The following is a 25,563-nucleotide window of genomic DNA, read 5'->3' on the forward strand; positions in this document are numbered from 1 at the left end:
TTCAAGAAATGCCCCGGTGGGCAAGTGCCGGGGCAGGGTGACTCAGCGCTGGATCTCGCGGTCGCGGTCCAGCTCGTAGGGGAGCGACAGCAGCGCAAGGGCCGGGCCGTCGGGGCTGCCCAGGTGCAGGTTGTTGTCTTCGACCGCATCGGCAGTCAATACCGCCAGCAGCTCGCAGCCTTCGGCGGCACGGGCGGCCAGGACCACTTCACCCACCGAGGAGTTGTGGGTAGGCGAGAAGATCTCGGTGCCAGGCTCGGGCACTTGCTCGTCCGCCAGGGCTACCCGGTATTGACGACGCTTGAGCTTGCCCAGGTACTGCATGCGCGCGACGATTTCCTGGCCGGTGTAGCAGCCTTTCTTGAAGCTGACGCCGCCGACGGCCTGCAGGTTGATCATCTGCGGGATGAATAGCTCGCGGGTCTGGGCCATGACCTGGCCGATACCGGCGCGAATCTGCCCCAGCAGCCAATCGTTGAGCGAGCCCTCCGGCAGGTGTGCGGCCAGTTGGGCCTGCACGGCTGCTGCCTGTTGGGCCGGGACCCACAACTCGACACGCCCGGTGGACACGAGAACGGCAACCAGGCCGTCGTGGCGCGTTACCCCATCGACCTGCGCGGACACTTCCAGCCCCAGCGCCTGCAGGGCAGCTTCACCGTTGCTCAGGCCAAAGCGAACCCAGGCGTCGCTGTCGTCGGTCAGTTTGGCCTTGGAGAACACCGCGTACTTTTTCAGGTCGGCCAATTGCGGCTCGAGCAGCTCGCGGGTCATGGCCAGCAGAAAGCCATCGGCCTCGGGGAGGATGCGGAAGCTCGACTGCATGCGACCCTTGACCATGCAACGTGCGCCCAGGCTACTGGTGCTGTCGTTGAGGTAATTGAGGTTGCAGGTCAGTTGGCCTTGCAGAAACTTGCCGGCGTCCGAGCCGCGGACGGCGAGGACGCCTTCGTGGGAAAGGGTGCAGAAAAAAGCAGAATCGGCCATGGGTCATCGCAGGATAGTAAGACTGGGTCCCATGATAGAGCGCTGTCGGCAAAATAGGTAGTTGAGTACTGCCCTCTGTCATTATTTGCTCACAGCTGCGGACCAACGTCGCGTGTCCCTCGGGCGTGGCGTCTGTATACTGGCGGCCTATTTTAGGAGGGCTTCATGGTCGAACAAACTGAACTCAACCGGCTCTTTTGGCACAGCCGCCGTGGCATGCTCGAGCTCGACGTACTGCTGGTGCCTTTCAGCCAGGACGTCTACCCGACCCTGAGCCAGGAAGATCGTGACCTGTACAAGCGCTTGCTGAGCTGCGAAGACCAGGACATGTTTGGCTGGTTCATGGAACGCAGCGAGTCGGAAGATCCGGAGCTGCAGCGCATGGTTCGCATCATTCTGGACCGTGTCCAGCCCAAGTGAGCGGTTCGAGTGTCGCTGGCAAGGCTCCAGGGCATTGTTGGCGGCCTATCTGGCCAGCCTGCTGCTGGCCTTGCTGGCGCTGAGCCTCCTGCAGGTCCCTGGATGGGCGAAGCTGCTGGGGAGTGTGTGCTGCCTGCTGCATGCGGGCTGGATGATTCCCCGGCGTATCCTGCTGGGCCACGCCAGCGCCATCAGCGGCTTGCGTCGAAACCCTGCCGGGTGGCAGCTCTACAGCCGGGCAGAGGGGTGGCAGCCGGTTCAACTGCGCCGCGACAGCCTGGCCTTGCCGGGGCTGATCGTACTGCGCTACCGCCGCAAGGGACGGTACTGGAGCGAGGGCCTGTGCATCGCCTACGACGCGCTGGAGCCGGAGCAACACCGGCGCCTGCGCGTGAGGCTGAAGTTCAGTCGGCGTAGGTGGGTGGCTGCAGAATAGTATCGCGCGCCTCGGCGAGCATTCCCGGGTAATCCAGGGTGTAGTGCAGGCCGCGGCTTTCCTTGCGTTGCATGGCGCTGCGGATCATCAGCTCGGCCACCTGGGCCAGGTTGCGCAACTCGATCAGGTCGCGGCTGACCTTGTAGTTGCTGTAGAACTCGTCGATCTCGTCCAGCAGCAGGCGTACCCGGTGCTCGGCGCGTTGCAGGCGCTTGCTGGTGCGTACGATGCCCACGTAGTCCCACATGAACCGGCGCAGCTCATCCCAGTTGTGCGCAATGATCACGTCTTCATCCGAATCGGTGACCTGGCTTGCATCCCAGCATGGCAGCGCCTTTGGCATGGCAATCTGCTCCAGGTGCGCCTCGATGTCGGTGGCCGCGGCACGGCCGTAGACGAAGCACTCGAGCAGCGAATTGCTGGCCATGCGGTTGGCGCCGTGCAAGCCGGTGAAGCTGGTTTCACCGATGGCGTAGAGGCCGGGCACGTCGGTATGGCCGTGATCGTCCACCATCACCCCGCCGCAGGTGTAGTGGGCCGCGGGTACTACCGGGATCGGCTGGCGAGTGATGTCGATGCCGAAGGCCAGGCATCGTTCATACATGGTGGGGAAGTGGCTCTTGATGAAATCGGCCGGCTTGTGGCTGATATCCAGGTACACGCAGTCCACACCCAGGCGTTTCATCTCATGGTCGATGGCGCGGGCGACGACATCGCGCGGTGCGAGTTCTTCACGCGGGTCGAAGCGCGGCATGAAACGCTCGCCATTGGGCAGCCGGAGCAAGGCGCCTTCGCCGCGCAGGGCCTCGGTGATCAGGAAGCTCTTGGCCTGGGGGTGATACAGGCAGGTGGGGTGGAACTGGTTGAACTCGAGGTTGGCCACCCGACACCCGGCACGCCAGGCCATGGCGATGCCATCGCCGCAGGCCCCGTCGGGATTGCTGGTGTACAGGTAGACCTTGGCGGCCCCGCCCGTGGCCAGCACGGTGAAACGCGCGCCGTAGGTGTCGACCTCGCCGGTATTGCGGTTGAGCACATAAGCACCCAGGCAGCGATCGCCTTCCTGGCCCAGGCGCCGCTCGGTGATCAGGTCGACGGCGACGCGTTGCTCCAGCAACTCGATGTTCGGGCGCTGGCGTGCCTGGCTGAGCAGGGTGGTGAAGATTGCAGCGCCGGTGGCGTCGGCAGCGTGAATGATGCGTCGATGGCTGTGGCCACCTTCGCGGGTCAGGTGAAACTCGAATCCGCCATCGTCGACACTGGCATGTTCATCACGGGTAAAAGGCACGCCCTGGTCGATCAACCATTGGATCGACTCGCGGCTATGCTCAACGGTGAAGCGCACTGCATCTTCATGGCACAGGCCACCGCCCGCATTGAGCGTGTCCTCGACGTGGGATTGCACCGTGTCGGTGTCGTCCAGCACTGCCGCGACCCCGCCCTGGGCCCAGAAGGTCGAACCGTTGGACAGGTCGCCCTTGCTGAGTACGGCAATGCGCAGGTGGTCGGGGAGGGTCAGCGCCAGGCTCAGACCCGCAGCGCCGCTGCCGATCACGAGGACATCATGTTGGAATTGTTGGCTCATGTCAGGACACTAGTATCTGAAGGGGGGGATCGGCACAATAGTCAGGCGCGTATGGCATTGTGAAACTATCGTGAATCTGGACCGGTTGCCTTTATAGCAGCCCCAAGGCCCTGATTTCCAATGGCGCTTGCGTGGCTCCATTGCCTTTTTTGGAACTTTCCACGCTGTGTGGATATCCATAGAAGGTTGTCCGCACGCCACAATGCCGCGGCGACGCATGGCAGTAGCTGGTCACTCGGCGCTGTCGGCGTATTCGAGACCCGATTATCGACGCAGCCGGCCGTGACCGCGCTGCGTTTTTCGTGCGAGCCGACCAAGGGCCGCAGGAAACTTGCTTGGAGGGGAGAACTTTTGCGCAAAGCCCGAGTCTATGGTTGCAAGCCTGAACGATGGTTGACGCAACGCTCCTTCGAGATCACCGAGGAGTGTTCATGCTAACCCAGGAAGAGGATCAGCAGCTTGTCGAGCGCGTGCAGCGTGGCGACAGGCGAGCGTTCGATCTGTTGGTGCTGAAGTATCAGCACAAGATTCTCGGGTTGATCGTGCGTTTTGTACACGACACCCATGAAGCGCAGGACGTGGCGCAGGAAGCTTTCATCAAGGCTTACCGGGCGCTTGGTAATTTTCGCGGAGACAGTGCCTTCTACACCTGGCTGTACCGCATTGCCATCAACACGGCAAAGAACTATCTGGTGTCCCGCGGTCGGCGGCCACCGGACAGCGATGTGAGCTCCGAGGATGCGGAGTTCTACGACGGCGACCACGGCCTCAAGGATCTTGAGTCTCCAGAGCGCGCGTTGTTGCGGGATGAGATCGAAGGCACCGTCCATCGGACCATTCAGCAACTGCCAGAAGATTTGCGTACGGCGTTAACTTTACGTGAATTCGATGGTCTGAGTTACGAGGACATTGCGAGCGTCATGCAGTGTCCGGTGGGTACCGTGCGCTCTCGAATCTTCCGCGCTCGGGAGGCCATAGACAAAGCCCTGCAGCCGTTGTTGCAGGAAACCTGAGACAGCGGCGACAGCCAAGAGAGGAACCGCCATGAGTCGTGAAGCTTTGCAGGAATCGCTGTCCGCGGTGATGGATAACGAAGCGGACGAACTGGAATTACGTCGGGTGTTGAACGCCGTCGACGACGCCGAAACCCGTGCCACCTGGTCGCGTTACCAGGTAGCCCGTGCGGCGATGCACAAGGAACTGGTGCTGCCACAACTGGATATCGCCGCTGCCGTGTCTGCAGCGCTGGCTGACGAAGCCACGCCGGTCAAGGTCAGCCGTGGTCCATGGCGCAGCCTGGGTCGCCTGGCCGTGGCTGCTTCGGTCACTGTTGCCGTGCTCGCCGGTGTACGCCTGTACAACCAGGACGAAATCAGCGGTGCCCAGCTGGCTGCCCAGCAACCTGCCCAGCAGGGGCTGAGCGTGCCACAAGTTCAAGGCCCCGCCGTGCTGGCAGGCTATAGTGAAAATGCAGAACAGCCTGGCCCGATGGCCAATGGCGTCCTGCAAGGGCAATCTGGCTGGCACGACCAGCGTCTGCCCGGCTATCTGCGCCAGCATGCCCAGGAAGCAGCCCTCAAAGGTACCGAGAGCGCCCTGCCATATGCCCGTGCGGCAAGCCTGGACAATCGCTGAGTAAGGAGGATCATGCGCGCGCTACCTCTCATACCGCTGTTGCTGGGTGGCTGGCTGATACTGCCGGCCCATGCTGCCAACTCCTCCCCGCAGGCCGGCGACTGGCTCAAAAAGCTGGCGCAGGCCGAGCAACAGCAGAGTTACCAGGGTACTTTCGTTTACGAGCGTAACGGCAGCTTCTCCACTCACGATATCTGGCATCGTGTCCAGGACGGCAAGGTCAACGAGCGGTTGCTTCAGCTCGATGGCTCGGCCCAGGAAGTCGTGCGTGTCGATGGGCATACCCAGTGCGTGAGCGGCACCTTGGTGCCTGGCGTGGCCAACTCGCCAGAATCCACGGCGCGAGTCCTCGATCCTCTCAAGCTGATGAGCTGGTACGACCTGGGGGTCGCCGGCAAGTCCCGGGTGGCCAACCGCGAAGCGGTAATTGTCACCCTGACGCCTCGCGATCAACATCGCTATGCCTTCGAGCTTCACCTTGATCGGCAGACTGGCTTGCCCTTGAAGTCGCTGATGCTCGACGACAAGGGGCGCTTGCTGGAGCGCTTCCAGTTCACCCGACTGGATACCGCACAGGCGCCGACCGACGACGAACTCAAGGCCAGCGATCAGTGCAAGCCGGTTGCCCAGGTAGCCGATGCTGCGGCGCAGCCGGCCACGGGCTGGCGCTCCGACTGGCTGCCGCCAGGCTTCGAACTGATCGACAGCTCGGTGCGCAAGGATCCACAAGGCAAGGGCACGGTCAGCAACCTGATGTACGATGATGGCCTGGCGCGGTTTTCGGTCTTCGTCGAAGCGCTGGGCACCGGGACGGCTGCCGACATCCGCACCCAGTTGGGGCCTACCGTTGCGGTCTCGCGGCGCCTGACCACGCCCAAGGGCGAAGTGATGGTCACGGTGGTGGGCGAAATTCCGATCGGTACGGCCGAGCGGATCGCCTTGTCGATGCGGTCTCAGGATACCCAGGCACAGAAATGAACAGCAGCTACGCTGGCCGGTCGAGGATTGCTTGGCTGACATGATTGGCAAGCTTTGCAGTTTGCAAATAATCCAGATTTTTTCTATAGGTCAGTCCTTTCGGGGTCTGGCCTTTCCTGCTTCTGCAGGGCCCTACTGCTAACCACGCTCGAAGTGACGGGAGCCGTATGTCAATACCACGCTTGAAAACCTACCTATCGTTGTTCGCCGCCGTGTTCATGCTCGGCCAGGTGGTCACCGCCCAGGCCGAAGCCCTTCCGGACTTCACCACCCTGGTCGAGCAGGCTTCGCCTGCAGTAGTGAACATCTCGACCAAGCAGAAACTGCCGGACCGCAAGTACGCAGCAGGCCAGATGCCAGACCTCGAAGGCCTGCCGCCGATGTTCCGCGAGTTCTTCGAACGCAACATGCCTCCCCAGAACCCGCGCTCGCCGCGCGGTGACCGCCAGCGTGAAGCGCAATCCCTGGGGTCGGGCTTCATCATCTCCGACGATGGCTATGTTCTGACCAACAACCACGTGGTTGCCGACGCCGATGAAATCATTGTCCGTCTGTCGGACCGCAGCGAGTTGCAGGCCAAGCTGGTCGGTACCGACCCACGCACCGACGTGGCCTTGCTCAAGGTCGAAGGCAAGAACCTGCCGACCGTCAAGTTGGGCGACTCGAGCAAGCTCAAAGTAGGTGAGTGGGTGCTGGCCATCGGCTCGCCGTTCGGTTTCGACCATTCGGTGACCAAAGGTATCGTCAGTGCCAAGGGTCGTACCCTGCCCAACGACACCTATGTGCCGTTCATCCAGACCGACGTTGCGATCAACCCCGGTAACTCCGGCGGCCCGCTGTTCAACATGAACGGTGAGGTGGTGGGTATCAACTCGCAGATCTTCACCCGTTCCGGTGGCTTCATGGGCCTGTCGTTCGCGATCCCGATCGATGTGGCGCTGGATGTCTCCAACCAGCTGAAGAAAGACGGCAAGGTCAGCCGCGGCTGGCTGGGCGTGGTGATCCAGGAGGTCAACAAGGACCTCGCTGAATCCTTTGGCCTGGACAAGCCTTCCGGTGCCCTGGTAGCCCAGGTGCTGGAAGATGGCCCGGCAGCCAAGGGCGGCCTGCAAGTGGGTGACGTGATCCTGAGCATGAACGGTCAGCCGATCGTCATGTCGGCCGACCTGCCGCACCTGGTCGGTGGCCTGAAGGATGGCGCCAAGGCCAAGCTGGAGATCATCCGCAACGGCAAGCGCCAGAATCTGGATGTCACCATCGGCGCGCTGCCTGACGACGACGCCGAGATCACCACCAGCGCCACCGGCGGTGTAGAGCGCAGCAGCAACCGCCTCGGAGTGTCGGTTTCCGACCTGACCGCCGAGCAGAAAAAGACTCTCGAGCTCAAGGGCGGTGTGGTGATCAAGGAAGTCCAGGACGGTCCTGCGGCCATGATTGGCCTGCGTCCGGGTGATGTCATCAGTCACCTGAACAACCAGGCGATCCTGACAGCCAAGCAGTTCACCGAAATCGCCAAGGAGCTGCCGAAAAACCGTTCGGTGTCGATGCGCGTGCTGCGTCAGGGGCGTGCCAGCTTCATTACCTTCAAACTGGCTGAATAAGCTGGATTGACGGAGAAGGGCGGCGTAAGCCGCCCTTTTTTGTGTGCGCCAGGCATGGCGCGTTGCGCGTAAGCGCAACCCGCTTGGCTGTGGTGGCCAAGCGGGTGACTTGGAGGTGAAAGTCCTCTACACACCCGGCAAGGGGAAGTGTTAGCCGGAGGCAAGGGTGTCGCGGGTGACCGCGAATCTGAAGGAAGCCCGAGGCAAAATGCTGGCCTGACGAACAGGAAGCGGATAGAGGCGGCACAGCGGGGTGAGGTGGCACAAATCGCCAAAGCCCAATACTTGCACGGAACGCTGTGACGTAGATCCGACAGGCATAAGCAGGAAGGTCGCGCGAATTACCCTGGGAGATCTGTACGTTTGCCATTGTGCTACCGCGCGTCGAAAGGCGACGGGATGAGCGTGCAGAAGTCAGCCGAAGCCGTAGTAAGTGGCGGTTAACCGCGCCACCAAGGGCCGAACAGGTTATGCCGCCAGTAGGCGTCGCCGTCTCGTTGGTAACCGTAATGCAGAAATTTCCCACAGCGGAAACTGTCATCCCGAGCTCCGGCCAGAAGCCGAGGGTGACGCCTGACAGTGCAAAGGTATCGACGGCGTCCGTGACGTGGACGAACGCGGAGCCGGACACGCTGATGGAGCGGGTGCTTGCACCGGCCAACCTCAGACGTGCGTATCAACGCGTGGTCAGCAACAAGGGAGCACCGGGTGCCGATGGCATGACGGTTGCTGACTTGGCGGGCTACGTGAGACAGTATTGGCCAACCCTCAAGGCCAGGTTACTGGCCGGTGAATACCAGCCCCAAGCAGTGCGAGCGGTTGAAATTCCCAAGCCGCAGGGCGGCACACGGCAACTGGGAATCCCCAGCGTCGTGGATCGCCTGATCCAGCAAGCACTGCAGCAGCAGCTCACACCTATCTTCGACCCACTGTTCTCGGACTACAGCTATGGTTTTCGTCCGGGCAGAAGTACGCATCAAGCCATCGAGATGGCTCGTGCTCATGTGACAGCGGGACACCGCTGGTGCGTGGAACTCGATCTGGAGAAGTTTTTCGATCGGGTCAATCACGACATCCTCATGGCCTGCATCGAACGTCGGATCAAAGACAAGTGCGTACTCAGGCTTATCCGCCGCTACCTTGAAGCCGGGATCATGTCGGGCGGTGTCGTCAGCCCACGGCAGGAGGGGACGCCGCAAGGCGGCCCGCTTTCGCCGTTGCTGTCGAACATCCTGCTCGACGAACTCGACCGCGAGCTGGAGCGACGGGGCCATCGCTTCGTACGTTATGCCGATGATGCGAACATCTATGTACGCAGTCCCCGGGCCGGCGAACGGGTGTTGGTCAGCGTCGAGCGCTTCCTGAGAGAACGTCTGAAGCTGACGGTGAACAGGAAGAAAAGCCAAGTGGCAAGGGCGTGGAAGTGCGACTACCTAGGCTATGGGATAAGCTGGCACCAGCAGCCAAGGCTGCGCGTGGCAAGGATGAGCCTAGACCGCTTACGCGACCGGCTCAGAATGCTGCTGCGCAGCGTACGGGCTCGCAAAATGGCGACTGTCATCGAGCGGATCAACCCCGTCCTGAGAGGCTGGGCTAGCTACTTCAAGCTCAGCCAGAGCAAGCGGCCGCTTGAGGAACTGGATGGTTGGGTCAGGCACAAACTCCGCTGCGTCATCTGGCGTCAATGGAAGCAGCCTCCCACGAGGCTGAGAAACTTGATGCGCCTGGGGTTGAGCGAGGAGCGTGCCAACAAGTCAGCCTTCAATGGCCGAGGTCCATGGTGGAATTCGGGAGCGCAACATATGAACTACGCGCTGCCAAAGAAACTGTGGGACCGGCTCGGGCTGGTCTCGATACTGGATACGATTAACCGGCTTAGCCGCGTAACCTGAACCGCCGTGTACGGAACCGTACGCACGGTGGTGTGAGAGGACGGCGGGTGTGAATCCGCCTCCTACTCGATGGGAGTATCAATACTGTCGCGAGGCAGTCGCGAGTGGTAACACGGAATCTCCCATATCCCTTCAGCTTCAGGTACAATTCCCGGCTATTTTTCGGTGGGCGTTCGTCCCGCAGCCTTTTTGAGTGTTGACCCGTGAGTGATTTGAGTCATATCCGCAATTTCTCCATCATCGCCCACATTGACCATGGCAAGTCGACCCTGGCGGACCGTTTCATCCAGATGTGCGGCGGCTTGACCGCGCGTGAGATGGAAGCCCAGGTACTCGATTCCATGGACCTGGAGCGTGAGCGCGGTATCACCATCAAGGCCCACAGTGTCACCCTGCACTACAAGGCGCAGGACGGCAAAACCTACCAGCTGAACTTCATTGATACCCCCGGCCACGTTGACTTCACCTACGAAGTCAGTCGCTCGCTGGCGGCCTGTGAAGGTGCACTGCTGGTGGTCGATGCCGGCCAGGGCGTCGAGGCCCAGTCGGTAGCCAACTGCTACACCGCCATCGAGCAGGGCCTTGAGGTCATGCCGGTACTCAACAAGATGGACCTGCCCCAGGCAGATCCAGACAAGGTCAAGGACGAGATCGAGAAGATCATCGGCATCGACGCCACCGACGCCGTGGCCTGCAGCGCCAAGAGCGGCATGGGCGTGGACGAGGTGCTCGAGCGTCTGGTGCACACCATTCCTGCACCGACCGGCGACATCGACGCGCCCCTGCAGGCGCTGATCATCGACTCCTGGTTCGACAACTACCTGGGCGTCGTGTCCCTGGTACGCGTACGTCACGGCCGGGTGAAGAAGGGCGACAAGATCCTGGTCAAGTCCACCGGCAAGGTGCACCTGGTCGACAGCGTCGGGGTATTCACTCCCAAGCACACCCAGACTGCAGACCTCAAAGCCGGTGAAGTAGGCTTCATCATCGCCAGCATCAAGGACATCCATGGGGCGCCAGTAGGCGATACCCTGACCCTGAACTCGACCCCAGAGGTCGAGGTGCTGCCAGGTTTCAAACGTATCCAGCCGCAGGTCTACGCCGGTCTGTTCCCAGTCAGCTCCGATGATTTCGAAGATTTTCGTGATGCATTGCAGAAACTGACCCTCAACGACTCGTCGCTGCAGTACCAGCCGGAAAGCTCGGATGCACTGGGTTTCGGCTTCCGTTGCGGCTTCCTCGGCATGCTGCACATGGAGATCATCCAGGAGCGCCTGGAGCGCGAATACGACCTGGACCTGATCACCACCGCGCCAAGCGTAATCTTCGAGGTCAAGCTCAAGACCGGTGAGACCATCTACGTCGACAACCCGTCGAAGTTGCCGGATGTGTCCTCGGTCGAAGACTTCCGCGAGCCGATCGTCGCTGCCACCATCCTTGTGCCCCAGGAGCACCTGGGCAACGTCATTACCCTGTGCATCGAGAAGCGCGGCGTACAGCGCGACATGCAGTTCCTCGGCTCGCAGGTGCAAGTGCGCTACGACCTGCCGATGAACGAGGTGGTACTGGACTTCTTCGATCGCCTGAAGTCCACCAGCCGCGGCTATGCTTCGCTGGACTACCATTTCGACCGCTACCAGTCGGCCAATCTGGTCAAGCTCGATGTACTGATCAACGGTGACAAGGTCGACGCCCTGGCGCTGATCGTTCACCGCGACAATGCGCACTACAAGGGCCGCGCATTGACCGAGAAAATGAAGGAACTGATTCCTCGGCAGATGTTCGACGTGGCAATCCAGGCCGCCATTGGCGGGCAGATTGTGGCGCGAACCACTGTCAAGGCGCTCAGAAAGAACGTACTGGCCAAATGCTACGGTGGTGACGTGAGCCGTAAGCGCAAGCTTTTGGAAAAGCAGAAGGCCGGTAAGAAACGCATGAAACAGGTCGGCAACGTGGAAATTCCACAAGAAGCCTTCCTCGCCGTGCTCAGGTTGGATAGTTAGGTCCTATGTCGCTAAATTTCCCGCTGTTGCTAGTCATCGCCGTTGCCGTCTGCGGTCTGTTGGCCCTGGTCGATCTGCTGTTCCTGGCCCCGCGCCGGCGTTCGGCAATTGCCAACTATCAGGGCAGCGTCAGCCAGCCCGAAATGGCAGTGGTCGAGCAGTTGAACAAGGAACCGTTGCTGGTCGAGTACGGCAAGTCGTTCTTCCCGGTGCTGTTCATTGTCCTGGTGCTGCGTTCGTTCCTGGTCGAGCCTTTCCAGATCCCGTCGGGATCGATGAAGCCGACCCTGGAAGTGGGCGATTTCATCCTGGTGAACAAGTTTTCCTACGGGATTCGCCTACCGGTGATCGACAAGAAGGTCATCGAAGTGGGTGACCCGCAGCGGGGCGACGTGATGGTGTTCCGCTATCCGAGCGACCCTAACGTCAACTACATCAAGCGTGTGGTTGGCCTGCCGGGCGACCAGATTCGCTACACCAGCGACAAGAAGCTGTTCGTCAATGGTCAACCGATTGCCGAGCAACTGGTCGGCACCGAGCCGGGAACCCTGGGCAGCGCCGAGCTGTACAAGGAAAAACTCGGCGAGACCGAGCACCTGATTCGCAAGGAAATGAGCCGTTACCGCATGCCGCCTGACCAGCAATGGACAGTGCCGGCCGGTCACTACTTCATGATGGGCGACAACCGCGACAACTCCAACGACAGCCGTTACTGGGATGATCCCAATATTCCCAAGGCGCTGCATGGCATGGTCCCGGACCAGAATATCGTCGGCAAGGCCTTCGCGGTCTGGATGAGCTGGCCAGAGCCCAAACTCAGCCACTTCCCGAACCTCTCGCGGGTGGGTCTGATCAAGTAACACCACAACGGCGCTGTCCTGGGACAGCGCCGAATGCATTTCTGGCATAGGCTGTGTTCAGGGATCTGCGGATCCACCTGGGCCGCCGACGCCGGTGGGCATGAGCCAAACTGTCTTTCAGGATGTTGATTTGAACAAAGCGTTGAATCCGACGGCAGCGGCCCCGATGGCGGCCCTGCACGAACAAAAGTGCGAGCCTTGCGCCCAGGCGCCAGGCCTTTACCTCGACCACGAACTGCGCGTGGGTACACTGTGAGCGTTTCCTTGAGCCGCCTCGAGCGCCAGCTCGGCTACACCTTCAAGAACCAGGAGCTGATGCTGCTGGCCCTGACGCACCGCAGCTTTGCCGGGCGCAACAATGAACGCCTCGAGTTTCTCGGCGATGCGATCCTCAATTTCGTCGCCGGCGAAGCGCTGTTCGAGCGCTTCCCCCAGGCGCGCGAAGGCCAGCTGTCACGCTTGCGTGCACGCCTGGTCAAGGGCGAGACCCTGGCCGTGCTGGCCCGTGGTTTCGACCTGGGCGAGTACTTGCGCCTGGGCTCAGGCGAGCTGAAAAGCGGTGGTTTCCGTCGCGAGTCGATCCTGGCCGACGCCCTTGAGGCGCTGATTGGCGCGATCTACCTGGATTCGGACATGCAGACCGCCCGCGAGCGCGTACTGGCCTGGCTGACCGGTGAGTTCGAGAGCCTGACCCTGGTAGATACCAACAAGGACCCGAAAACCCGTCTGCAGGAATTCCTGCAGTCGCGGGCCTGCGACCTGCCGCGATACGAAGTGGTGGATATTCAAGGTGAACCCCATTGCCGGACGTTTTTCGTCGAATGCGAAGTGACCCTTTTGACTGAAAAAAGCCGAGGGCAGGGTGTTAGCCGGCGTATCGCCGAGCAAGTGGCGGCCGCCGCAGCACTGATCGCCCTGGGCGTGGAGAATGGCAATGACTGATACGAATACTACCCGCTGCGGCTATGTTGCCATTGTCGGCCGCCCGAACGTGGGCAAGTCGACCCTGCTCAACCATATCCTGGGCCAGAAGCTGGCGATCACCTCGCGCAAGCCGCAGACCACCCGTCACAACATGCTCGGTATCAAGACCGAGGGTGATATCCAGGCGATCTACGTCGATACCCCGGGTATGCACAAGAGCAACGAAAAGGCGCTCAACCGCTACATGAACAAGACCGCCTCGGCCGCCCTCAAGGACGTCGACGTGGTGATCTTCGTGGTAGACCGCACCAAGTGGACCGACGAAGACCAACTGGTGCTGGAGCGTGTGCAATACGTGCAGGGCCCGGTGATCCTGGCGATCAACAAGACCGACCGGATCGAAGAGAAAGCCGACCTTATCCCGCACCTGCAGTGGCTGCAGGAGCAGCTGCCAAACGCCGAGATCGTGCCGATTTCCGCGCAGCAGGGCCATAACCTCGAAGCCCTGGAAGGCCTGATCGCCAAGCATCTGCCGGAAAACGATCACTTCTTCCCGGAAGACCAGATCACCGACCGCAGCAGCCGCTTCCTGGCCGCTGAACTGGTGCGCGAAAAGATCATGCGCCAGCTCGGAGCCGAGCTGCCGTACCAGATCACCGTGGAAATCGAAGAGTTCAAGCAGCAGGGCAAGATCCTGCACATCCACGCGCTGATCCTGGTCGAGCGGGACGGGCAAAAGAAGATCATCATTGGCGACAAGGGCGAGCGCATCAAGCGTATTGGCTCCGAGGCGCGCAAGGATATGGAAGTACTGTTCGACGCCAAGGTCATGCTCAACCTCTGGGTCAAGGTCAAGGGTGGCTGGTCCGACGACGAACGCGCCCTGCGTTCGCTGGGCTACGGCGACCTCTGATCCCTTCAGGCCCGGTAGCGTCCGCTGCCGGGTCGAACCTCTTTCGAAGCGCTACTCATGGATCTGCCAGTTGGCCAACCGGCCTACGTGCTGCACAGCCGGGCCTACCGTGAAACCAGCGCGCTGGTTGACTTCCTCACCCCGCAAGGGCGCCTGCGCGCAGTGATGCGCCGTGCCCGTGGCAAAGGCGGCAGCCAGGTCCGTCCCTTCGTGCCCCTTGAAGTCGAGTTTCGCGGTCGTGGCGAGCTCAAGACCGTCGGCCGCCTGGACAGCGTCGGTACGGCGGCCTGGCTGCACGGCGATGCATTGTTCAGCGGCCTGTACCTCAACGAGTTGCTGATCCGCCTTCTTCCCGCCGAAGACCCGAATCCCGTGGTATTCGAGCAGTACGCGGCCACCTTGCAGGCGCTGGGCGCCGGCAGGCCGCTGGAACCCTTGCTGCGCGCCTTCGAATGGCGCTTGCTGGATGAGCTTGGCTACGGCTTTGCCCTGGATCAGGACGTCAACGGCGAGCCCCTGGCGGTAGACGGTCTGTACCGCCTGCAGGTGGACGCGGGGCTCGAGCGGGTCTACCTGCTGCAACCCGGTTTGTTCACCGGCGCCGAGCTTGCGGCCATGGCCAATGCCGACTGGGATGTACCCGGCGCGCTGGGCGCCGCCAAGCGCCTGATGCGCCAGGCACTGGCCGTGCACCTTGGTGGACGGCCATTGGTCAGTCGGGAACTGTTTCGCAAGCGCTGAGCACGTCGTATGCTGTGAGGCTCAATTTTCAGGAGAGCCTCTTCGTGACTCAAAGCAACCGCATGCTGCTTGGCGTGAACATCGACCACGTGGCGACCCTGCGCCAGGCGCGTGGCACGCGCTACCCGGACCCGGTCAAGGCCGCACTGGATGCCGAAGAGGCAGGCGCCGATGGCATCACCGTGCACCTGCGCGAAGACCGCCGGCATATCCAGGAGCGCGACGTGCTGGTGCTCAAGGACGTGCTGCAGACGCGCATGAACTTCGAAATGGGCGTGACCGAAGAAATGATGGCGTTCGCCGAGCGCATTCGCCCGGCGCACATCTGCCTGGTACCGGAAACCCGCCAGGAGCTGACCACCGAAGGTGGCCTGGACGTGGCTGGCCAGGAAGCGCGGATCAAGGCTGCGGTTGAGCGCCTCTCGCGCATGGGCTCGGAAGTGTCCCTGTTCATCGACGCCGACGAGCGCCAGATCGAGGCCTCGCGCCGGGTGGGCGCCCCTGCGATCGAACTGCACACCGGTCGCTATGCCGATGCGCAAACCCCGACCGAAGTCGCCGAAGAGCTCAAGCGCGTCGCCGACGGCGTGGCTTTTGGCCTGGCCCAGGGCCTGATCGTCAATGCCGGTCACGGCCTGCACTATCACAACGTCGAAGCGGTTGCGGCCATCAAGGGCATCAATGAGCTGAACATCGGCCATGCGCTGGTGGCTCATGCGCTGTTCGTCGGCTTCAAGTCGGCGGTAGCCGAGATGAAAGCGCTGATCATGGCTGCCAGCCGCAGCTAATTCCTGATTGGAGCGGTTCAGTCAGGAAACACCAGGCTGAACCGCGTCACGCCATTGAGTTCGCTACGCACCTCTACTTCCCCTCGATGCACCTGCATGATCGACTTCACGATCGCCAATCCCAGCCCCGTCCCGCCTTCGAGTCGCGACCGCCCCGAGCCTGCGCGATAGAAGCGCTCGAACAGGTGCGACAAGTGCTCCTGGGCAATACCGGGACCTCGGTTCTCGACCCACAGGCAAAGCGCGTCACCGCAGCGCTCGATACCAATGTCAATCGCGTGCCCCGAGGGGCTGTGGCGAATGGCGTTGCTCAGCAAGTTGGACAGCGCGCGCTGCACCATCAAGCGATCCGCCATGACCGTGCCCCACCCCTGGTGACGCAGGGCGATGCCTTTTTGCTCGGCACTGAACTCGAACAGTTCGCTTACCCGGGTGACTTCGTCCGCCAGATTCACAGGCTTTAGCGGCACCTGGGTCTGCGGCTGGCTGACCTGGGCGAGAAACAGCATGTCGTTGATGATCCGGTTGAGGCGGGTCAGTTCTTCGATGCTGGTTTCCAGCGCCTCCTTGTATTGCTCGACCGGTCGCTCCCGGGCCAGGGTGACCTGGGCCTTGCCCATCAGGTTGCTGATCGGGGTGCGCAGTTCATGGGCCAGGTCGTCGGAGAACTGCGCCAGGCGTTGCACGCCGCCATCGATGCGGTCGAGCATCACGTTCATGCTGCTGGCCAGGTCGCTGAGTTCCTGGGGCAGTCCCGTTTCGGGCAGGCGCAAGGTCAGTTGCTGGGCCGACACTTGTTCGGCGATGCGCCGGAATCGACGAAGTGGGGTCAGCCCGCGTTGCACCAGCTTCCAGGCTGCAAAGCCGATCAGCAGCACCAGCAAGGGCAGGGCCCACAGCGTCGAGCGCAGGTAGGCCTGCAGTAAGCTGTTGTCGTCGGCGCGATTGACGGTGAGCAGCACCCGCACCTCGGTGCCGTCCTGCAGGCGCATCAGCCGGGAAGCGGTCAACAGTTGATTGTCGCTGCTGTCCTGCCACTGGCTGAAGGTCAGGTGTTCGTCACTGTGGATCTGCAGCAGCCTGTCGGCTTCAAGACCCGGGCCCAGGGTCAACAAGGCCGAATGCCGACCGGTCAGGGCGATCACGCTCAGGCTCAGGTTGTCATGGCCCATGACCACATCCAGCAGCGGATGGGCGCGGGTCTGCAGGTCGCCGGCCTTGAGGTCGATGCTCAGGCTGTGTTCGATCTGGCTCATCTTGGCGATCAGGCTCTTGCGTGCCCGGCTGTCCAGCTCATGGTCCAGGGCCAGGACCGCAAGGCAGGCCAGCAGCAGCACCAGCGCCGCACCCATCACGCTGACGCTCAAGCCCAGGCGCAGCGACAGGCGTGCCGGTTTCATTCGCGCGCCTCGAGTACATAGCCCACACCGCGCAGGGTGTGAATCAGCTTGTCGTCGAACGGGTCGTCGATCTTGGCACGCAAGCGGCGGATCGAGACTTCAACCACGTTAGTGTCGCAATCGAAATTCATGTCCCACACCAGCGAAATGATCTGGGTACGCGACAGCACTTCGCCGCTCTGGCGCATCAGCAGGTGCAGCAGGGCGAATTCCTTGGCGGTCAGGTCGATGCGCTGGCCGTTGCGGTAGGCGCGGTGGCGACCGGGGTCCAGTTCCAGGTCGGCGACTTTCAGGGTGCTCGGCTGCAGCGCCTGGTCGTTGCGGCGCAACAAGCTGCGGATACGGGCGAGAAGCTCGGGAAACTCGAACGGCTTGAGCAGGTAGTCGTCCGCGCCCAGGTCGAGGCCTTTGACCCGGTCCGAAAGCTTGCCGTGGGCCGTGAGCATCATGATGCGCGTGCTGGAGTCGGCACGCAGGCGTTGGAGGACGGTCCAGCCATCGAGTTCGGGCAGGTTGACGTCGAGAATGATCAGGTCATAGGCCTGCTGGCGGGCCAGATGCAGGCCGTCGGCGCCGGTGTGGGCGCAATCGACGATGTAACCGTTCTCGCTCAGTCCCTGTTGCAGGTAGTCGGCGGTACGAAGCTCGTCCTCGATGATCAGTAAACGCATGAGATGACTCGGTGGTGTAAAAGGCGGTGATTCTCAACCCTGAAGCAGCTGTAAGGTCAAGGGCTGAAAAGGCGTCGAGCGGCGGATACTAAGTCATCTGCCGGGCGTCGTCGGCTGGATAACAGATTTGTAATTTTCGAGTCATCTTGGGGATAAACCCCGATTACTACAGTGCGGGCTCCGAAAAAGGCGCAGGAGCCTGCCATGCTTTTCTCCCTGGACCGGCCCGGCGCAGGCCGTGGCCGCATGTTGCTGATGCTGGTACTACTGGCCTTGCCATCGCTGGCCCTGGCATCGGGCCAAGGCAACGTGCTGACTCTCGACAACGCCTTGCAGGCGGCCCAGGCCAACAACCCTGAGCTGGCGGCGGCGCGGTGGGAAATCGATATTGCCGAAGGCCAGCGGCGCCAGGCTGGTGTACTGCCCAACCCGGAGGTGGGGTGGGAGATGGAAGACACTCGCAACGGCTCGCAGACCACCACCGTCAGTGTCAGCCAGATGTTCGAGCTGGGCGGTAAACGCGGTGCGCGCCTGAACGTCGCCGGGCGTGATGCCGAGCTTGCGGCGCTGGAGCTTGAACGCCAGCGCAATGTGCTGCGCGCCGACGTGATCGGCGCTTTCCAGGCTGCCGTGCAGGCCCAGGAAGGCTTGCAGCTGGCCGAGCAATCCCTGCAGTTGAGCGAGCGTGCCCTGCAAGTAGTACAGGGGCGGGTCAAGGCAGGTAGCGCCTCGCCGGTAGAGGCCACCCGCGCGCAGGTTCAGGTGTCGGAAATTCGCCTGGAAAAGGCCCGGGCCGAGCAAGCGTTGACCGTGGCCTACCAGCAATTGGCCACCGTGACGGGGGCGTCCACGGCTCGCTTCAGCCGGGTCGAAAGCCTGGATGACAACGACGCTGTGGTGCCCAGTCGCAGCCAATTGCTTGACCGCCTGGCGCACACCCCCGACCTGCGCCTGGCCCGGCTGCAGATCGACCAGCGCGAAGCCGCACTGGACCTTGCGCGCACCCAGCGCATTCCCGACCTGACGGTGAGCGTCGGCAGCCAGTACAGCGAAACCGATCGTGAGCGCATCAATGTGGTCGGGGTGTCGATGCCGATTCCGCTGTTCGACCGTAACCAGGGCAACGTGCTCTCGGCCGCCCGCCGCGCCGACCAGGCCCGCGATCAGCGCAACGGCGCCGAGCTGCGCTTGCGCAGCGAAGTGATCCAGGCCCTGGCCCAGTGGGGGACTGCAGAGCAGGAAGTGCAGTCTTTCGATCGCTCGATCCTGCCGTCTGCGCAGCAAGCGCTGGACGCTGCCACCCGCGGCTTCGAACGCGGCAAGTTCGCCTTTCTCGATGTGCTCGATGCCCAGCGCACCCTGGTCGCGGCCCGCTTGCAGTACCTGCAGGCCCAGGCCCAGCGCAGCGATGCGCGGGTACGCCTGGAACGCATCTTTGGCGACTTGAGCCTGGCCAGTCGTTGAACGCCTTTTCCCATCTTTTGATTGTCGCCGCCTGGGCGGTGAGTGCTAAGGAGTCTGCATGAACAAGAAGTCCACGACGCTGCTGGTGGCAGCTTTGTTGCTGGGCCTGGGGCTGGGCGTGCTGCTGGCGCGCCAGACCGGCCCTGCGCTGGAAGCGGCAGCACCAGCCCACGATCACGCCGACGCCGAATCGGCTCATGCTGAGGACGATCATGGCGAGGCGGGGCACGGCGAAGAAGGGCACGGCGAAGAGGGGCATGGCGGGTCCGCAGGGGGTGAAAAAGGCCATGGGGAAGAAGAGGGCGCGATCGCTCTCAGCCAGGAGCAGATCGACCTGGCCGGTATCGAATTGGCTCCCGTCGCGCCACGCCAACTTCAGCGCACGCTGTCACTGCCCGGCGAGATCCGTTTCGATGAGGATCGTACTGCCCACATGGTGCCCAGGGCGGCCGGGGTGGTCGAATCGGTTGCCGTGGTGCTCGGCCAGCAGGTCAAGGCCGGCGACCTGCTGGCGGTGATCGCCAGCCCGCAGATTTCCGAGCAGCGCAGCGAGCTGGCGGCCAGCCAGCGTCGCCTGGAGTTGGCGCGCAGTACCTATCAGCGCGAGAAAGACCTGTGGCAGGAGGGCATCTCTGCCGAGCAGGACTACCTGCAGGCCCGCCAGGCCCTGCAAGAGGCCGAGATCGCCCAGGCCAATGCCCGGCAGAAAATCAGCGCGCTGAGCGGCTCGACGGTTCTGGCGGGCGGTAATCGCTACGAACTGCGCGCCCCCTTTGCCGGGCAGATCGTCGAGAAGCACCTGGTGCCGGGTGAGGTGGTCAACGAGACCAGCGCGGCCTTTACCTTGTCCGACCTTTCGCGGGTGTGGGCCACCTTTGGAGTGGCACCGCGTGACCTGGCCAAGGTGCGCAGCGGTATGCCGGTGAACATCGTCGCCACGGAGCTGGGCGAGCAGGTCGAGGGGCGGATCAGTCATGTCGGCAGCCTGCTCGGCGAACAGACCCGCACCGCCAGCGTCCGGGTCACCCTCGACAACCCGCGCGGCGCCTGGCGTCCGGGCCTGTTCGTGGCGGTGCAGGTGCCGACCGAAACCGTTGCGGTTGCGCTCAGCGTGCCGGACCAGGCCATCCAGACTCTCGAGGAACAATCCACGGTGTTCGTCCGCACCGCCGAAGGCTTTGTCGCCCAGCCGGTGGAACTGGGGGCCAGCGCCAATGGCTTTGTCGAGGTTCGCAAGGGGCTGCAGGTTGGCCAGCAGGTCGCGGCATCGGGCAGTTTCGTCCTCAAGTCGGAGCTGGGCAAAGCCAGCGCCGAGCACGTCCACTGACCCGCGCGAGTACCTCTCATGTTCGAACGCCTAATTCAATTTGCCATCGAGCAACGCTTGATGGTGCTGCTGGCGGTGCTGCTGATGGCGGGGCTGGGTGTGGCCAGCTACCAGAAGTTGCCCATTGATGCCGTGCCGGATATCACCAACGTCCAGGTGCAGATCAACACCCAGGCCGAGGGTTTCTCGCCGCTGGAAACCGAGCAGCGCATCACCTTCGCCATCGAGACCGCCATGGCCGGCTTGCCCGGCCTTGAGCAGACCCGCTCGCTGTCTCGCTCAGGGCTTTCCCAGGTCACGGTGATTTTCGAGGAAGGCACCGACCTGTTCTTTGCCCGCCAGTTGGTCAACGAGCGCCTGCAACAAGCCCGCGGGCAACTGCCCGACGGTGTCGAGGCGGCCATGGGCCCGATCTCCACCGGCCTTGGCGAGATTTTCCTGTGGACGGTGGAAGCGGCCGAGGATGCCCGCAAGGCCGACGGCAGCCGCTACACGCCTACCGATCTGCGCGAGATCCAGGACTGGATCATCAAGCCGCAACTGCGCAACGTGCGCGGGGTGGCGGAGATCAACACCATTGGTGGTTTTGCCAAGGAGTACCAGATTGCCCCCGACCCCAAGCGGCTGGCCTCCTACAAGCTGACCCTGGGCGACCTGCTCACATCCCTCGAGCGCAACAACGCCAACGTCGGTGCCGGCTACATCGAGCGCCGGGGCGAGCAACTGTTGATTCGTGCACCGGGCCAACTGGCCGGTATCGAGGACATTGCCAACATCGTGCTGGCCAACGTCGACGGCACGCCGATTCGGGTACGCAATGTCGCCGAGGTGGGCATCGGCCGCGAACTGCGCAGCGGCGCGGCCACCGAAAACGGTCGCGAAGTGGTACTGGGCACGGTGTTCATGCTGATCGGCGAAAACAGCCGCACGGTCTCCCAGGCCGTGGCGCAGAAACTGGTCGAGATCAACCGCTCACTACCGGCAGGCGTCAGCGCGGTGACGGTGTACGACCGCACCAACCTGGTCGACAAGGCCATCGCCACGGTGAAGAAGAACCTCATCGAAGGCGCGATCCTGGTCATCGTCATTCTGTTCCTGTTCCTGGGCAACATTCGCGCCGCGCTGATCACTGCCATGATCATTCCGCTGTCGATGCTGTTCACCTTCACCGGGATGTTCAGCAACAAGGTCAGCGCCAACCTGATGAGCCTGGGCGCGCTGGACTTCGGCATCATCGTCGATGGGGCGGTGGTGATCGTCGAGAACGCGATCCGTCGCCTGGCCCATGCCCAGCAGCATCACGGTCGGCTGTTGACCCGCTCCGAGCGCTTTCATGAAGTGTTCAATGCCGCCCGTGAAGCGCGTCGCCCGCTGATCTATGGGCAACTGATCATCATGGTGGTGTACCTGCCGATCTTTGCCCTGAGCGGCGTCGAGGGCAAGATGTTCCACCCCATGGCCTTCACCGTGGTGATCGCCTTGCTCGGTGCCATGTTGCTTTCGGTGACCTTCGTGCCCGCAGCCATTGCCCTGTTCGTCACCGGCAAGGTCAAGGAGGACGAAAACCTGCTGATGCGCAGCGCCAAGCGCGGTTATGCGCCGCTGCTGCAATGGGTGATGGGCCATCGGACCCTGGCGTTCACCCTGGCGGGTGTGATGGTGCTGTTGTCCGGGGTGTTGGCCAGCCGCATGGGCAGCGAGTTCGTGCCCAGCTTGAGCGAAGGTGATTTTGCCCTGCAGGCACTGCGGGTGCCCGGCACCAGCCTCAGCCAGTCGGTCGCGATGCAGCAGCGCCTGGAGGAGAGTGTGATGAGCCAGGTGCCGGAGGTGCAGCGGGTGTTTGCCCGGACCGGCACGGCGGAGATTGCCTCCGACCCGATGCCGCCGAATATTTCCGACAGCTACGTGATGCTCAAGCCGCAGGACCAGTGGCCTGACCCGAGCAAGTCGCGCGAGCAATTGATCGCCGACATCCAGCGCGCCAGTGCACGGGTGCCGGGCAGCAACTACGAGTTGTCGCAACCCATCCAGCTTCGTTTCAACGAGCTGATTTCCGGGGTGCGCAGCGATGTGGCCGTGAAGGTCTTCGGCGATGACATGGCCCAGCTCAACCGCACTGCCGCGCAGATCGCCGCCACCCTGCAGGCGGTGCCGGGAGCGTCGGAGGTCAAGGTCGAACAGACCTCGGGCCTGCCGGTGCTGACCATCGAGGTGGACCGCGACAAGGCGGCGCGCTACGGACTCAACGTCGGTGATGTGCAAGACACCATTGCCGTGGCAGTTGGCGGTCGCCAGGCGGGGACGTTGTATGAGGGCGACCGGCGCTTTGACATGGTGGTGCGCCTGGCCGACAACCTGCGTACCGACATCGAGGGCCTGTCGCAGCTGTTGATCCCGGTACCGGCCGGTACTGCCGGCAATGGCCAGATCGGCTTCATCACCCTGGCCGATGTCGCCAGCCTGCAACTGGTCCAGGGCCCCAACCAGATCAGCCGCGAGGACGGCAAGCGCCTGGTGGTGGTCAGCGCCAACGTGCGTGGCCGGGATATCGGTTCGTTCGTCGAGGAGGCAGGTGTGCGCATCGACAATCAGGTGAGCATCCCGGCCGGCTACTGGATTCGTTGGGGGGGACAGTTCGAGCAGTTGCAGTCGGCCGCCAAGCGTTTGCAGGTGGTGGTGCCGGTGGCCTTGTTACTGGTGTTCGGCCTGCTGTTCATGATGTTCAACAACCTCAAGGACGGCCTGCTGGTGTTCACCGGTATTCCCTTCGCCCTGACGGGAGGCGTGGTGGCGCTGTGGCTGCGGGATATCCCCCTGTCGATTTCGGCCGGGGTCGGCTTCATTGCCTTGTCGGGTGTGGCGGTGCTCAACGGCCTGGTGATGATTGCCTTCATCCGTGGCCTGCGCGAGCAGGGGCGCAGCCTGCGGCAGGCCATCGACGAAGGTGCGTTGACGCGCCTGCGACCGGTGTTGATGACCGCACTGGTGGCCTCTCTGGGCTTTATCCCGATGGCCCTGGCGACCGGCACCGGTGCCGAGGTGCAGCGGCCACTGGCGACCGTGGTGATCGGCGGGATCCTGTCCTCCACCGCGTTGACCCTGTTGGTATTGCCAGCGCTCTACTACCGGGCCCATCGCAAGGATGAAGAGCCAGAGGCCGGCGAGGTGACGAAACTGTAATTTGACGCTCATCTTCGAGTTATTCAGCCCTTGTCAGGATACCCACGGCGGCCGCATCAGCGGCCGTCGTGCGTCGTACTGCCAATAATCAGGAGTTGAAGATGGGGAATAAAACCACAACCTGTGTCACCGGCATCCTCGCCTTGGCCAGTTGCACTGTCAGCCAGGCAGCCACGCAGCCCGAAGGCTTCATCGAGGACAGCAGCCTGAGCGTGCTCAGCCGCAACTTTTACTACAATCGCGATTACCGCAAGGGCGAGCAGTCGCCCACCGGCAAGGCCGGTTATGCCGAGGCCTGGGCCCAGGCGTTCATCGCCCGCTTCGAGTCGGGCTACACCCAGGGGACCGTCGGTTTTGGCCTGGATGCCCATGCCATGCTGGCGCTCAAGCTCGACAGCGGTGATGGACGCAGTGGCGGGCGCAGCTCGTTCGACATGCTGCCGGTCGACAGCGAAGGCCACGCGGCGAGCAACTTCAGCAAGCTGGGTGGGGCGATCAAGGCGCGACTGTTCGATACCGAGATCAAGTACGGGGATGTGTTTCCAGAAACGCCTGTGGTGCACTTTGGCGACTCGCGGCTGTTGCCGGAAAGCTTCACCGGCTGGACCCTGGAAAACACCCATTTCGAGGGCCTGAACCTGCAGGGCGGACGCCTGCATGCGATGAGCCAGCCGCTGTCGAGCAACAGCCGCGATGGCTTCTCGACCTTCTACGCCGGGCCGGTTGATTCACCCTGGCTGGGGTATTTCGGTGGCGATTACCAGGCCACCGACAATTTGAGCCTCACCCTCTACAGCAGTCGTCTCAAGGATGCCTGGGACCAGTACTACGCGGGTGTCAGCTACAGCTATCCGATCAGCGAAACGCTCACTGGCTTCACCAGCGCCAACTACTACAAGGCCAAGGATGAAGGCCAGCAGTTGCTGGGCGCGTTCGACAACGACATCTGGAGTGTGCGTGCAGGTTTCACCTACGGCGCCCATACCCTGGCGGTGTCTCATCAGCGCAACCAGGGTAACGATGACTTCGACTACCTGCGCCAGGCCGACTCTATCTACCTCGACAACTCGATCCAGTACAGCGACTTCAACTCACCCAAGGAGCGCTCCTGGATGCTGCGCTACGACCTGGACATGGCCGGCTACGGCGTGCCGGGCTTGACCTTCATGACCCGCTACGGACGTGGCAGCGGTATCGACTATTCCGATGCCAACGCGGTGTACATGCGCCGGGATGCCGAGGGCAACCCGCTGGACGACCAGAAACGCTGGGAGCGGGACATCGAGGCCCGGTATGTGGTGCAGGGCGGTACCTTCAAGGACCTGTCGCTGCGGGTGCGCCAGGCCACCACCCGGGCCACGGCGTTCGAGTCGGACCTGGACGAGGTGCGCTTGATCGTCGAGTACCCACTGACCCTGTTGTAGGGCGTTTCTTGCAACACTGTAATGTCCGGCTCACGTTGCCGTTAGCTTGGCCTCCGTAAGATTGAACTGTACTGACATTCAATCACGAGGTGAGCAACATGAGCCTGATCAAGTATGTGCTGACGGGCGTTCTGGCCCTGGGTAGCAGCGCCGCGCTGGCCGAAGGCGGCGCCGAGCGTTCGAAGCAGTTCTGGGAGAACTTTCGCCTGAGCCAGGAGCAAGTCCACGGCAAGAAGGATCAGGCCGTGGCGTCGTCCAAGGAACGCGAGACGACGCAAGAGCAGGTCGTGAAAAAGTAAGCCCTATTCACCTTTATGCTCCCCGCTCCAACGGAAAA

General features: G+C 62.5%; 23 protein-coding genes. 19 read left to right on the top strand and 4 right to left on the bottom strand.

Annotation, left to right across the window (positions count from 1 at the left end; all coding sequences use genetic code 11):
• Nucleotides 1-42: 42 nt before the first annotated feature.
• Entirely contained in the window at nucleotides 43-984 is a 942-nt protein-coding gene (locus tag NPS58_RS09835; protein ID WP_274115173.1) for a YgfZ/GcvT domain-containing protein, read from the bottom strand.
• 165 nt (nucleotides 985-1,149) lie between these two features.
• Here NPS58_RS09835 and NPS58_RS09840 point away from each other — a divergent pair, with 165 nt between their 5' ends.
• Together NPS58_RS09840 and NPS58_RS09845 are read left to right on the top strand one after the other, a co-directional pair.
• On the top strand, nucleotides 1,150-1,404 hold the full coding sequence (locus tag NPS58_RS09840; RefSeq protein WP_274115174.1) for a succinate dehydrogenase assembly factor 2: 255 nt from the start codon (nucleotides 1,150-1,152) through the stop codon (nucleotides 1,402-1,404).
• Entirely contained in the window at nucleotides 1,388-1,840 is a 453-nt protein-coding gene (locus NPS58_RS09845) for a protein YgfX (RefSeq protein ID WP_274115175.1), read from the top strand. The genes NPS58_RS09840 and NPS58_RS09845 overlap by 17 nt, the downstream gene beginning before the upstream one ends.
• Here the strand turns inward: NPS58_RS09845 and nadB are convergent.
• Nucleotides 1,809-3,425: an L-aspartate oxidase gene (gene nadB / locus NPS58_RS09850; protein ID WP_274115176.1), complete on the bottom strand. Its 1,617-nt coding sequence runs from the start codon at nucleotides 3,423-3,425 to the stop codon at nucleotides 1,809-1,811. The genes NPS58_RS09845 and nadB overlap by 32 nt on opposite strands.
• Before the next feature lie 431 nt (nucleotides 3,426-3,856).
• On the opposite strand from nadB, the gene rpoE reads away from it, so the two are divergent.
• The 12 genes from rpoE to pdxJ all read left to right on the top strand — a co-directional run bounded on the left by rpoE (nucleotide 3,857) and on the right by pdxJ (nucleotide 15,760).
• The gene (gene rpoE, locus NPS58_RS09855) at nucleotides 3,857-4,438 is read left to right on the top strand and encodes an RNA polymerase sigma factor RpoE (RefSeq protein ID WP_010220971.1); all 582 of its coding nucleotides are present in this window, start codon (nucleotides 3,857-3,859) and stop codon (nucleotides 4,436-4,438) included.
• A 31-nt stretch (nucleotides 4,439-4,469) separates the two neighbouring features.
• On the top strand, nucleotides 4,470-5,060 hold the full coding sequence (locus NPS58_RS09860; protein WP_274115177.1) for an RseA family anti-sigma factor: 591 nt from the start codon (nucleotides 4,470-4,472) through the stop codon (nucleotides 5,058-5,060).
• A gap of 12 nt (nucleotides 5,061-5,072) precedes the next feature.
• Entirely contained in the window at nucleotides 5,073-6,038 is a 966-nt protein-coding gene (locus NPS58_RS09865) for a MucB/RseB C-terminal domain-containing protein (protein WP_274115178.1), read from the top strand.
• 218 nt (nucleotides 6,039-6,256) lie between these two features.
• The gene (locus NPS58_RS09870; RefSeq protein ID WP_274115391.1) at nucleotides 6,257-7,639 is read left to right on the top strand and encodes a DegQ family serine endoprotease; all 1,383 of its coding nucleotides are present in this window, start codon (nucleotides 6,257-6,259) and stop codon (nucleotides 7,637-7,639) included.
• A gap of 470 nt (nucleotides 7,640-8,109) precedes the next feature.
• Nucleotides 8,110-9,531: a group II intron reverse transcriptase/maturase gene (ltrA, locus tag NPS58_RS09875; protein WP_003253430.1), complete on the top strand. Its 1,422-nt coding sequence runs from the start codon at nucleotides 8,110-8,112 to the stop codon at nucleotides 9,529-9,531.
• 203 nt (nucleotides 9,532-9,734) lie between these two features.
• Entirely contained in the window at nucleotides 9,735-11,534 is a 1,800-nt protein-coding gene (lepA, locus tag NPS58_RS09880) for a translation elongation factor 4 (protein WP_274115179.1), read from the top strand.
• Nucleotides 11,535-11,539: 5 nt separating this feature from the next.
• The gene (gene lepB / locus NPS58_RS09885) at nucleotides 11,540-12,394 is read left to right on the top strand and encodes a signal peptidase I (protein WP_274115180.1); all 855 of its coding nucleotides are present in this window, start codon (nucleotides 11,540-11,542) and stop codon (nucleotides 12,392-12,394) included.
• Nucleotides 12,395-12,524: 130 nt separating this feature from the next.
• A complete protein-coding gene (locus NPS58_RS09890) occupies nucleotides 12,525-12,650 on the top strand; it encodes a hypothetical protein (RefSeq protein WP_274115181.1) in 126 nt (41 codons plus the stop codon).
• Entirely contained in the window at nucleotides 12,647-13,336 is a 690-nt protein-coding gene (gene rnc, locus NPS58_RS09895) for a ribonuclease III (protein ID WP_045185653.1), read from the top strand. Before NPS58_RS09890 ends, rnc begins: the two co-directional genes overlap by 4 nt.
• Nucleotides 13,329-14,231 carry a GTPase Era gene (gene era, locus NPS58_RS09900; RefSeq protein WP_028943431.1) on the top strand — a complete coding sequence of 301 codons (903 nt, stop codon included), beginning with the start codon at nucleotides 13,329-13,331 and terminating at the stop codon, nucleotides 14,229-14,231. Before rnc ends, era begins: the two co-directional genes overlap by 8 nt.
• Nucleotides 14,232-14,288: 57 nt before the next feature.
• Entirely contained in the window at nucleotides 14,289-14,972 is a 684-nt protein-coding gene (recO, locus tag NPS58_RS09905; RefSeq protein ID WP_274115182.1) for a DNA repair protein RecO, read from the top strand.
• 62 nt (nucleotides 14,973-15,034) lie between these two features.
• Nucleotides 15,035-15,760 carry a pyridoxine 5'-phosphate synthase gene (pdxJ, locus tag NPS58_RS09910; RefSeq protein WP_425313057.1) on the top strand — a complete coding sequence of 242 codons (726 nt, stop codon included), beginning with the start codon at nucleotides 15,035-15,037 and terminating at the stop codon, nucleotides 15,758-15,760.
• Nucleotides 15,761-15,777: 17 nt separating this feature from the next.
• On the opposite strand, the gene NPS58_RS09915 is transcribed toward pdxJ, so the two are convergent.
• Entirely contained in the window at nucleotides 15,778-17,160 is a 1,383-nt protein-coding gene (locus tag NPS58_RS09915) for a heavy metal sensor histidine kinase (RefSeq protein ID WP_274115184.1), read from the bottom strand.
• A complete protein-coding gene (locus NPS58_RS09920; RefSeq protein WP_274115185.1) occupies nucleotides 17,157-17,831 on the bottom strand; it encodes a heavy metal response regulator transcription factor in 675 nt (224 codons plus the stop codon). Before NPS58_RS09920 ends, NPS58_RS09915 begins: the two co-directional genes overlap by 4 nt.
• A gap of 204 nt (nucleotides 17,832-18,035) precedes the next feature.
• Here NPS58_RS09920 and NPS58_RS09925 point away from each other — a divergent pair, with 204 nt between their 5' ends.
• The 5 genes from NPS58_RS09925 to NPS58_RS09945 all read left to right on the top strand — a co-directional run bounded on the left by NPS58_RS09925 (nucleotide 18,036) and on the right by NPS58_RS09945 (nucleotide 25,525).
• Complete coding sequence (locus NPS58_RS09925) at nucleotides 18,036-19,295, top strand: TolC family protein (protein ID WP_274115186.1); 1,260 nt, start codon at nucleotides 18,036-18,038, stop codon at nucleotides 19,293-19,295.
• Nucleotides 19,296-19,353: 58 nt separating this feature from the next.
• On the top strand, nucleotides 19,354-20,622 hold the full coding sequence (locus NPS58_RS09930) for an efflux RND transporter periplasmic adaptor subunit (RefSeq protein WP_274115187.1): 1,269 nt from the start codon (nucleotides 19,354-19,356) through the stop codon (nucleotides 20,620-20,622).
• A gap of 18 nt (nucleotides 20,623-20,640) precedes the next feature.
• Nucleotides 20,641-23,802, top strand: a complete 3,162-nt coding sequence (locus NPS58_RS09935; RefSeq protein ID WP_274115188.1) for a CusA/CzcA family heavy metal efflux RND transporter — start codon at nucleotides 20,641-20,643, stop codon at nucleotides 23,800-23,802.
• A 101-nt stretch (nucleotides 23,803-23,903) separates the two neighbouring features.
• Complete coding sequence (locus NPS58_RS09940) at nucleotides 23,904-25,226, top strand: OprD family porin (RefSeq protein WP_274115189.1); 1,323 nt, start codon at nucleotides 23,904-23,906, stop codon at nucleotides 25,224-25,226.
• Between the two features lie 98 nt (nucleotides 25,227-25,324).
• Nucleotides 25,325-25,525, top strand: a complete 201-nt coding sequence (locus NPS58_RS09945; RefSeq protein ID WP_274115190.1) for a hypothetical protein — start codon at nucleotides 25,325-25,327, stop codon at nucleotides 25,523-25,525.
• Nucleotides 25,526-25,563: the final 38 nt, after the last annotated feature.

Source organism: Pseudomonas putida (assembly GCF_028682455.1).
In the GTDB taxonomy this organism is placed as follows: domain Bacteria; phylum Pseudomonadota; class Gammaproteobacteria; order Pseudomonadales; family Pseudomonadaceae; genus Aquipseudomonas; species Aquipseudomonas putida_AA.

Excerpts from the sequence above, each read along its gene's own strand:
- NPS58_RS09870 (WP_274115391.1), top strand. The coding sequence starts at position 6,257 with ATGCTCGGCCAGGTGGTCACCGCCCAGGCCGAAGCCCTTCCGGACTTC.
- NPS58_RS09840 (WP_274115174.1), top strand. The coding sequence starts at position 1,150 with ATGGTCGAACAAACTGAACTCAACCGGCTCTTTTGGCACAGCCGCCGT.
- pdxJ (WP_425313057.1), top strand. The coding sequence starts at position 15,035 with ATGCTGCTTGGCGTGAACATCGACCACGTGGCGACCCTGCGCCAGGCG.
- NPS58_RS09925 (WP_274115186.1), top strand. The coding sequence starts at position 18,036 with ATGCTTTTCTCCCTGGACCGGCCCGGCGCAGGCCGTGGCCGCATGTTG.
- NPS58_RS09835 (WP_274115173.1), bottom strand. The coding sequence starts at position 984 with ATGGCCGATTCTGCTTTTTTCTGCACCCTTTCCCACGAAGGCGTCCTC.
- NPS58_RS09860 (WP_274115177.1), top strand. The coding sequence starts at position 4,470 with ATGAGTCGTGAAGCTTTGCAGGAATCGCTGTCCGCGGTGATGGATAAC.
- lepB (WP_274115180.1), top strand. The coding sequence starts at position 11,540 with ATGTCGCTAAATTTCCCGCTGTTGCTAGTCATCGCCGTTGCCGTCTGC.
- NPS58_RS09865 (WP_274115178.1), top strand. The coding sequence starts at position 5,073 with ATGCGCGCGCTACCTCTCATACCGCTGTTGCTGGGTGGCTGGCTGATA.
- recO (WP_274115182.1), top strand. The coding sequence starts at position 14,289 with ATGGATCTGCCAGTTGGCCAACCGGCCTACGTGCTGCACAGCCGGGCC.
- nadB (WP_274115176.1), bottom strand. The coding sequence starts at position 3,425 with ATGAGCCAACAATTCCAACATGATGTCCTCGTGATCGGCAGCGGCGCT.
- era (WP_028943431.1), top strand. The coding sequence starts at position 13,329 with ATGACTGATACGAATACTACCCGCTGCGGCTATGTTGCCATTGTCGGC.
- NPS58_RS09915 (WP_274115184.1), bottom strand. The coding sequence starts at position 17,160 with ATGAAACCGGCACGCCTGTCGCTGCGCCTGGGCTTGAGCGTCAGCGTG.
- rpoE (WP_010220971.1), top strand. The coding sequence starts at position 3,857 with ATGCTAACCCAGGAAGAGGATCAGCAGCTTGTCGAGCGCGTGCAGCGT.
- NPS58_RS09935 (WP_274115188.1), top strand. The coding sequence starts at position 20,641 with ATGTTCGAACGCCTAATTCAATTTGCCATCGAGCAACGCTTGATGGTG.
- NPS58_RS09930 (WP_274115187.1), top strand. The coding sequence starts at position 19,354 with ATGAACAAGAAGTCCACGACGCTGCTGGTGGCAGCTTTGTTGCTGGGC.
- ltrA (WP_003253430.1), top strand. The coding sequence starts at position 8,110 with ATGCCGCCAGTAGGCGTCGCCGTCTCGTTGGTAACCGTAATGCAGAAA.
- NPS58_RS09945 (WP_274115190.1), top strand. The coding sequence starts at position 25,325 with ATGAGCCTGATCAAGTATGTGCTGACGGGCGTTCTGGCCCTGGGTAGC.
- NPS58_RS09940 (WP_274115189.1), top strand. The coding sequence starts at position 23,904 with ATGGGGAATAAAACCACAACCTGTGTCACCGGCATCCTCGCCTTGGCC.
- NPS58_RS09920 (WP_274115185.1), bottom strand. The coding sequence starts at position 17,831 with ATGCGTTTACTGATCATCGAGGACGAGCTTCGTACCGCCGACTACCTG.